Origin of the sequence: Agilicoccus flavus (assembly GCF_014857905.1) — a bacterium.
Taxonomy (GTDB): Bacteria; Actinomycetota; Actinomycetes; order Actinomycetales; family Dermatophilaceae; genus Agilicoccus; species Agilicoccus flavus.
The window spans coordinates 518,183-525,273 of record NZ_JACYXE010000002.1 but is presented as its reverse complement, the minus strand read 5'-3'; the positions used below and the strand labels follow the sequence as shown (position 1 = coordinate 525,273).

The following is a 7,091-nucleotide window of genomic DNA, read 5'->3' as shown; positions in this document are numbered from 1 at the left end:
CCGTTCGCCACTAATCAACCCAGCAAGCTAGGCATCATCGTTCGACTTGCATGTGTTAAGCACGCCGCCAGCGTTCGTCCTGAGCCAGGATCAAACTCTCCATAAATGCAGAACCAGGCACGCCCACGCCCAAAGACGCAGACACACCCGAAAATCCTGGCTGAAACAATGCAACCCATCACAGGCTGCGAATTGACTTCAACCAACAAACAATTGGCATCGATTTTTGGCACGCTGTTGAGTTCTCAAACATCGGACGCACGACGACGTCAGCGTGTTGACGCTGTTGTCGCGGCTGGTGTGTCGACCCGACCGCCCGGAGCCGTACTCCGTGCTGCGTCGTGATCGGCTATCTACTGTACCAGGCGTTCTGCCCGGTCTCAACCCGACGGGCTGAGCGGCTCTCACGCGGACGGTGTCCGCGGAGGCGTTGCGGTAGATCTCGGTTCGCTCCGGGGGACCGGCCCGGCCTCGGCTTGCGCCTGGCCCGTCCGTTCCTCCCTGCCGGGCGAACGAGTAGAACTCTAGGCAACGTTCCCGTGAACATACAAATCCGCTGGTCAACGGGCTGCGAGGCGCTCTCCCGGTCCGAAGGCGCCCGCAGGCCGGGCCGTCAGGACCGACGCAACGCCGCCTGGTGCCGGCGGCCTCGCTTGAGCACCGCCACCCGCCCGTGCAGGAAGTCGTCCTCGACCAGCCGTCGATCGGCCTCGGTGATCTTGACGTTGTTGAGCGAGGCACCGCCCTCGTCGATGGTGCGACGCGCCGCCTTCCGCGACTCGGCGAGCCCGCACGCGACCATCGCGTCGACGAGCTCGTCCCCCGGGGCGACGTCGGCCCCGGGCAGCTCGGCCGTCGCGTCCGTCAGCGTGCCCACGTCGAGTGACGGGAGATCCCCCTTGCCGAACAGCGCCTCGGAGGCCGCCTGCACCGCCGCCGTCGCCGCCGCCCCGTGGACGAGGGTCGTGATGTCGCTCGCGAGCGCACGTTGGGCGCTCCGGCGGAACGGCTCGTCGGCCACCTGGGCGGCGAGCTCGTCGATCTCGTCGCGCGTGCGCCACGTGAACACCTTGAGCAGCTTGACGACAGAGGCGTCCTCGATGTTGAGGAAGTACTGGTAGAAGGCGTACGGCGAGGTCATGCCGGGGTCGAGCCACACGCTGTTGCCGAGCGACTTCCCGAACTTCTCCCCCGACGCGTCCGTGAGCAGCGGCGTCGTGAGCACGTGGGCCGTGCCGCCCTCGACCCGGTGGATGAGGTCGACCCCGGCCGTGAGGTTGCCCCACTGATCGGCTCCCCCCGTCTGCAGGGTGCACCCGTACTCGCGGTAGAGCTGCAGGAAGTCCAGCGCCTGGAGGATCTGGTAGCTGAACTCGGTGTAGCTGATCCCCTCCTCCGAGTTGAGCCGGGCCGCGACCGCGTCCTTCTTGATCATCTGGTTGACGCGGAAGTGCTTGCCGTACTCGCGCAGGAAGTCGAGGGCCGAGATCGGCTCCGTCCAGTCGAGGTTGTTGACGAACATGGGCGCGCTGCCGTCGTCGTCGAGCAGGATGCGCCGCACCTGCACGGCGATCCGCTCGACGTCCGCCGCCGTCTGCTCCTTGGTCTTGAGGACCCGTTCGCTGCTGGGGCGCGGGTCGCCGATCAGGCCCGTCGAGCCGCCGACCAGTCCGATGACCCGATGCCCGGCCCGCTGGAGATGGCGCAGCACGATGAGTTGCACGAGGTTGCCGAAGTGCAGGCTCGGCGCGGTCGGGTCGAAGCCGCAGTAGACGGTGACCGGCCCCGCGGACAGGGCCTCCTGCAGCGCCTCCTCGTCGGTGGTCTGGGCCACGAGGCCACGCCATCGCAGCTCGTCGAGGACATCGGTCACGTCTGTTCTCCTCATCCGTTCGTCGTCGCTCCCGTCGCCGTCCGCCGGCCCGGCGGTCGCCGGCGCGAACGGGCGCGTCCCAGCTTGCCTCATGGAACCGGCGGGGCCGCGCGCCGCCGGCGGCGCACCGCCGGGCGATAGACCGAGACGGTGGGGTCGCCGTCGATCCAGAACCGCCACGGGTAGTCCGTCCCGTCGCCGCCGGGCCCGGACAGGCCCACCCTCGGTCCGGTCCGCACGCGGGCCGGGTCGAGCACGACCTGACGTCCGTTCACGCGCACCGGACAGTCCTCCTCCACCGGACGCACCCCGTCGTGCTCGGGGCCGAGGCCCAGGGCCCGAGCGAGGCGCGCCGGGCCCCGCGCGAGGTCCCGGTCGGGCACGACGCGCCGCGGGGCCGCCTCGTCGGCGCCGCGCCGCGGGCGGGTCGCCCGTTCGCGGGCGGTATCGAGGCCGGCCACGACCTCGCCCGCCCGTAGGAGGCACCCGGCGCCCCAGCCGGGCTCCCGGCACACGAGGTTCGCGCAGTGGTGCATGCCGTAGGTGAAGTAGACGTACAGCCCGCCCGGGGCTCCGAACATCGTGGCGTTCCGGCGGGTCGGGCCCTTGTAGGCGTGGGAACCGGGGTCGCGCGCCCCGTCGTAGGCCTCGACCTCGCTGAGGCGCACCGAGACCCCCGCGTGCGTGACGACGCACCCCAGCAGGTCGGGCGCCACCTCGAGCACCGGGCGGTCGAAGAAGTCCGCGCCCAGCCGCGGCGTCGTGTCCTCGAGCGGTCGTGACACGCGCCGGTCAGTCCCGCACGCGCGGGCGACCGTTCGCCCAGTCACGCTGCCAGGCCGCAACCTGGGCCACCTTGGTGAGCTGCTCGGCCACGCGGGCGGGGGCGGTACCGCCCTTGCCGTCCCGCGACCCCAACGACCCCGACACCGAGAGGACTTCGCGCACCCCGGGCGTGAGGTGGGGCGAGATCCCGGCGAGGTCCTCGTCGGTGAGATCCCACAGCTCGATCCCGCGCTCCTCGCACACGCGGACGCAGGCCCCCGCCACCTCGTGGGCCACGCGGAAGGGCACCTGGTGGCGGACGAGCCATTCGGCCACGTCCGTGGCCAGCGAGAACCCCTGGGGCGCGAGGGAACCGAGGCGCTCGGTGTCGAACGTCAGCGTGGCGACCATGCCGGCGAACGCCGGGAGGAGGACCTCCAGCGAGTCGCAGGCGTCGAAGACCGGCTCCTTGTCCTCCTGCAGGTCACGGTTGTAGGCCAGCGGCAGGGCCTTGAGCGTCGTGAGGAGTCCCGCGAGGTCCCCGACGAGGCGCCCGGCCTTGCCGCGCGCGAGCTCTGCGACGTCGGGGTTCTTCTTCTGCGGCATGATGCTCGACCCCGTCGAGAACGCGTCGTCGAGGCGCACGAAGCCGAACTCCTTCGTCGCCCAGAGGATGACCTCCTCGGCCAGGCGCGAGACGTCGACGGCGCTCATCGCCGCGACGAAGCAGAACTCGGCGACGAAGTCGCGGCTCGCCGTCCCGTCGATGGAGTTCTCGACCGCCCCGTCGAAGCCGAGGTCCGCAGCGACGAGCTCGGGGTCGAGGCCGAGCGAGCTGCCGGCGAGCGCGCCGGAACCATACGGCGAGACCGCGGTCCGCGCGTCCCAGTCGCGCCAGCGCTCGACGTCGCGCAGCAGCGCCCAGGCGTGCGCGAGGAGGTGATGGGCGAGGAGCACGGGCTGCGCGTGCTGGAGGTGGGTGCGGCCCGGCATGGGCACGTCGAGGTGCGCCTCCGCCTGCGCCACGAGCGCGTCGACGACGTCGAGCACGAGCCCGGCGTCGATGCGCGCGTGGTCCCGCAGGTACATGCGGAACAGGGTGGCCACCTGGTCGTTGCGGGAGCGACCGGCCCGCAGCCGCCCGCCGACGTCCGCCCCGGCCCGCTCGATGAGGCCCCGCTCGAGCGCCGTGTGCACGTCCTCGTCGCCGGGCGCCGGGACGAACGCGCCGGAGGCCACGTCCTCGCCGAGCACGCGCAGGCCCGTGAGCATCGCCTCCAGGGTCGCGTCGTCGAGGATGCCGGCCCGGTGCAGGACCCGCGCGTGGGCGCGGGAACCCGCGAGGTCGTACGGCGCGAGGCGCCAGTCGAAGTGCGTCGACTTCGACAGCGCCGCGAGCGCCTGGGCGGGGCCCGAGGCGAAGCGGCCGCCCCAGAGCGCCAGTGACGGCGCCCTTTCCTGCGGTGCGTCCGTGCGGTCGGCGTCGTCGTGGCTCACGTGAGCTGGTCCCCTTTCGCCCCGAGGGCGGTGTCGTCGATCTGGTCGGTCTGGTCGGCCCCTGCGGGGGCCTGCGCGTGCTCGGATCCGGCGGGTCGGGCGGACTCCGGGTCGGTGCCGGGTCGAGGCGTGTCGGGCTCCTCGCTCGTGCCGCCCGCGAGCGCGAGGAGACGCCTCGCGACCTCGGCACCGCCGTCGACGTCTGCCGTGACGACGAGGACCGTGTCGTCCCCGGCGACCGTGCCGATGATGCCACCGGCGATCGAGATCGCGGTCCGGTCGATCGCGGAGGCCAGGTAGTTGGCGGCCCCCGGCGGCGTCCGCAGGATGACGAGGTTGCCCGAGCTCACCGCGGTCACGAGCAGTTCCTCGCAGAGGCGACGCAGGCGGGCGTCGTGCTCCTCGGTGGAGCCCGCCGGCCTCGGCGTCATGTCGCCGCCCTCGGCGGGCACGGCGTAGACGAGATCGCGGCCGGCGCGCACCTTGACGGCGCCGAGCTCGACGAGGTCGCGCGACAGCGTCGCCTGCGTCACGGCGTGGCCGTCGCGCGCGAGCAGCGCGAGCAGCTCCGACTGGCTGCGCACCTGCACCCTCGAGAGGATGTCGACGATCCGGCCGTGCCGCGCCGTGCGCGACGAGGCGATGGCCACGGGGCTCACCCCTCCCGCGCCGCCCGTGCCAGGAGGCCGGGCAGGGCGTCGACGAACGACCCCAGCTCCTCGCGGGTCGCGAGGAGGCTGGGCGCGAGACGAAGGGTGTCGGGGCGGACGGGGTTGACGATGAACCCCTCCTCCTGGGCGAGTTGCGCGGCGCGGGCGGCGAACGGTCCCGACAGGGTGATCCCCACGAGCAGACCGGCCGCCCGCACCTCGGTGACCTGCTCGGCGCAGCCGGCGAGCGCCTCCGCGAACCACGCCGAGGTCTCGCGGACCCGATCCAGGACGCCCTGGGACTCGATGGTGCGCAGCACGGCGAGGCCGGCGGCGCACGCCAGCGGGTTGCCCCCGAAGGTCGTGCCGTGCTGGCCGGCCGTGAGGAGGCCGGTCACCTCCGGGCCCATCGTGACGAGCGCGCCGATGGGCATGCCGCCCCCGAGCCCCTTGGCGACCGTGATCGCGTCGGGCACGACCCCGGACTCCTGGTGGGCGAACCACCGGCCGGTCCGGCCGATCCCCGACTGCACCTCGTCGAGGACGAGGAGGGCACCGTGCTCGCGGGTGAGGTCCCGCGCGAGCCGCAGGTAGCCCTCCGGAGCGGGGACGACCCCCGCCTCGCCCTGCACGGGCTCGAGGAACAGCGCGCCGAGGCGATCGCCGTGCTCGGCGAACGCGGCCCGCAGGGCCTGCGCGTCACCGAAGGGGACGTGCGGGAGCACCCCCGGCAGCAGGGGCAGGAACGGCTCGCGGTAGGCGGGCTTGTGCGTGAGCGAGACCGCCCCGCACGTGCGCCCGTGGAAGGCGTCCTCCGCGGCGAGCAGGCCGGGTCGCCCGGTGCGGCGGGCGAGCTTGATGGCGGCCTCGTTGGCCTCGGATCCCGAGTTGGCGAAGAAGACGGCCGACCCGGCCGGGGCCTGGGCCACGGCGAGCAGGCGCTCGGCGAGCTCGACCTGCTGGGGGGTGGTGAAGAAGTTCGACGTGTGGATGAGGGTCCCGGCCTGCCGCGCCAGCGCCTCGGCGACGCCCGGGTGCGCGTGGCCCAGGCAGTTGACGGCGATCCCGCCGAGGAGGTCGAGGTAGCGGCGCCCGTCGGCGTCCCACACGTAGCTGCCCTGGCCGCGCACGAGGGCGAGCTTGGGGGCGCCGAACACGCCCAGCAGGGAGGACGCGTAGCGCTCGAGCGTGGCCGCGCTGCCGGTCGTCTCGGTCGTGGTGCTCATGCGCGGCTCTCCTCGTGTTGGTCGGGGACGGGACGGGACGTCGGCGGTGCCACATCGGGTCGGGGACGGGATGCTCCGTCGTCGTCGGGCACGATCATCGTCCCGACGCCCTCGTCGGTGAACACCTCGAGCAGAAGCGTGTGCGGCACTCGCCCGTCGACGACGTGCGCCTCGTCGACCCCGCCGCGCACGGCGCGGACGCAGGCCTCCAGCTTCGGCACCATGCCGGCGTCGACCCGAGTGACGAGGTCCTCCGCGTCCGCGGCCGCGAGCTGCGACAGGAGCGAGGCGCGGTCCGGCCAGTCCGCGTAGACGCCCTCGACGTCGGTGAGGACGACGAGCTTCCTCGCGCCGAGCGCGACGGCCAACGCGGCGGCCGCGGTGTCGGCGTTGACGTTGAGGACCTGCCCGGGCGCGTCGAGGTCGGGCGCGACCGTCGAGACGACGGGGACGCGGCCCGCCTCGAGCAGGTCGAGCACGGCGGACGGGTCGACCGTGACGACGTCACCGACGAGGCCGAGGTCGACGTCCTCGCCGTCGACGACCGTGCCGCGGCGCCGGGCCCCGAACAGGTGCGCGTCCTCCCCGGACAGGCCGACCGCGATGGGTCCGTGCTGGTTGAGCAGCCCGACGAGCTCGCGCCCGACCTGGCCGACGAGCACCATCCGGACGACGTCCATGACCTGCGGGGTCGTCACGCGCAGGCCGCCCCGGAACTCGCTGGTCAGGCCGAGCCGGGTGAGCATCGCGGCGATCTGAGGGCCGCCGCCGTGGACGACGACCGGGCGCAGACCCGCGTAGCGGAGGAAGGCGATGTCCTGGGCGAAAGCGGCCTTGAGGTCGTCGTCGAGCATCGCGTTGCCGCCGTACTTGACGACGACGAGGGCGCCGCGGAACCGCTCGAGCCACGGGAGGGCCTCCACCAGCGTGCCCGCCTTCGCGGCGGCGCTGCTCAGCCCCGAGTCGGCCCGTAGGCGGCGGACGTGGCGGCGCAACCCGTCGACCTTGGCCCGGTCCAGCCCGCCGCCGGCGCCGGCCGCCGCGAACCGGGCGGCGATCTCGGCGTCGGAGACGATCGGC

Annotated in this window: 6 protein-coding genes and 1 rRNA gene; all 7 read right to left on the bottom strand. The window is 73.0% G+C overall.

What is annotated here, in order from left to right:
• A 16S ribosomal RNA gene (locus tag ICW24_RS05815) occupies positions 1 to 106 on the bottom strand; the annotation flags it as partial.
• A 507-nt stretch (positions 107 to 613) separates the two neighbouring features.
• Positions 614 to 1,873: a tyrosine--tRNA ligase gene (gene tyrS / locus ICW24_RS05810; protein ID WP_226344761.1), complete on the bottom strand. Its 1,260-nt coding sequence runs from the start codon at positions 1,871 to 1,873 to the stop codon at positions 614 to 616.
• Positions 1,874 to 1,962: 89 nt separating this feature from the next.
• Positions 1,963 to 2,658: a DNA-3-methyladenine glycosylase gene (locus ICW24_RS05805; protein ID WP_226344760.1), complete on the bottom strand. Its 696-nt coding sequence runs from the start codon at positions 2,656 to 2,658 to the stop codon at positions 1,963 to 1,965.
• Positions 2,659 to 2,665: 7 nt separating this feature from the next.
• Positions 2,666 to 4,135, bottom strand: coding sequence for an argininosuccinate lyase (argH, locus tag ICW24_RS05800; RefSeq protein ID WP_226344759.1), 1,470 nt, complete (start codon positions 4,133 to 4,135; stop codon positions 2,666 to 2,668).
• Positions 4,132 to 4,785 (bottom strand): arginine repressor, encoded by a 654-nt coding sequence (locus tag ICW24_RS05795; RefSeq protein WP_226344758.1) that lies wholly within the window; start codon positions 4,783 to 4,785, stop codon positions 4,132 to 4,134. Before ICW24_RS05795 ends, argH begins: the two co-directional genes overlap by 4 nt.
• Before the next feature lie 5 nt (positions 4,786 to 4,790).
• On the bottom strand, positions 4,791 to 6,011 hold the full coding sequence (locus ICW24_RS05790) for an acetylornithine transaminase (protein WP_226344757.1): 1,221 nt from the start codon (positions 6,009 to 6,011) through the stop codon (positions 4,791 to 4,793).
• The gene (argB, locus tag ICW24_RS05785; RefSeq protein WP_226344780.1) at positions 6,008 to 7,006 is read right to left on the bottom strand and encodes an acetylglutamate kinase; all 999 of its coding nucleotides are present in this window, start codon (positions 7,004 to 7,006) and stop codon (positions 6,008 to 6,010) included. Before argB ends, ICW24_RS05790 begins: the two co-directional genes overlap by 4 nt.
• Positions 7,007 to 7,091: the final 85 nt, after the last annotated feature.

Bases quoted from the DNA above. Each gene is read 5' to 3' on its own strand.
- ICW24_RS05790 (WP_226344757.1), bottom strand. From the start codon at position 6,011: ATGAGCACCACGACCGAGACGACCGGCAGCGCGGCCACGCTCGAGCGC.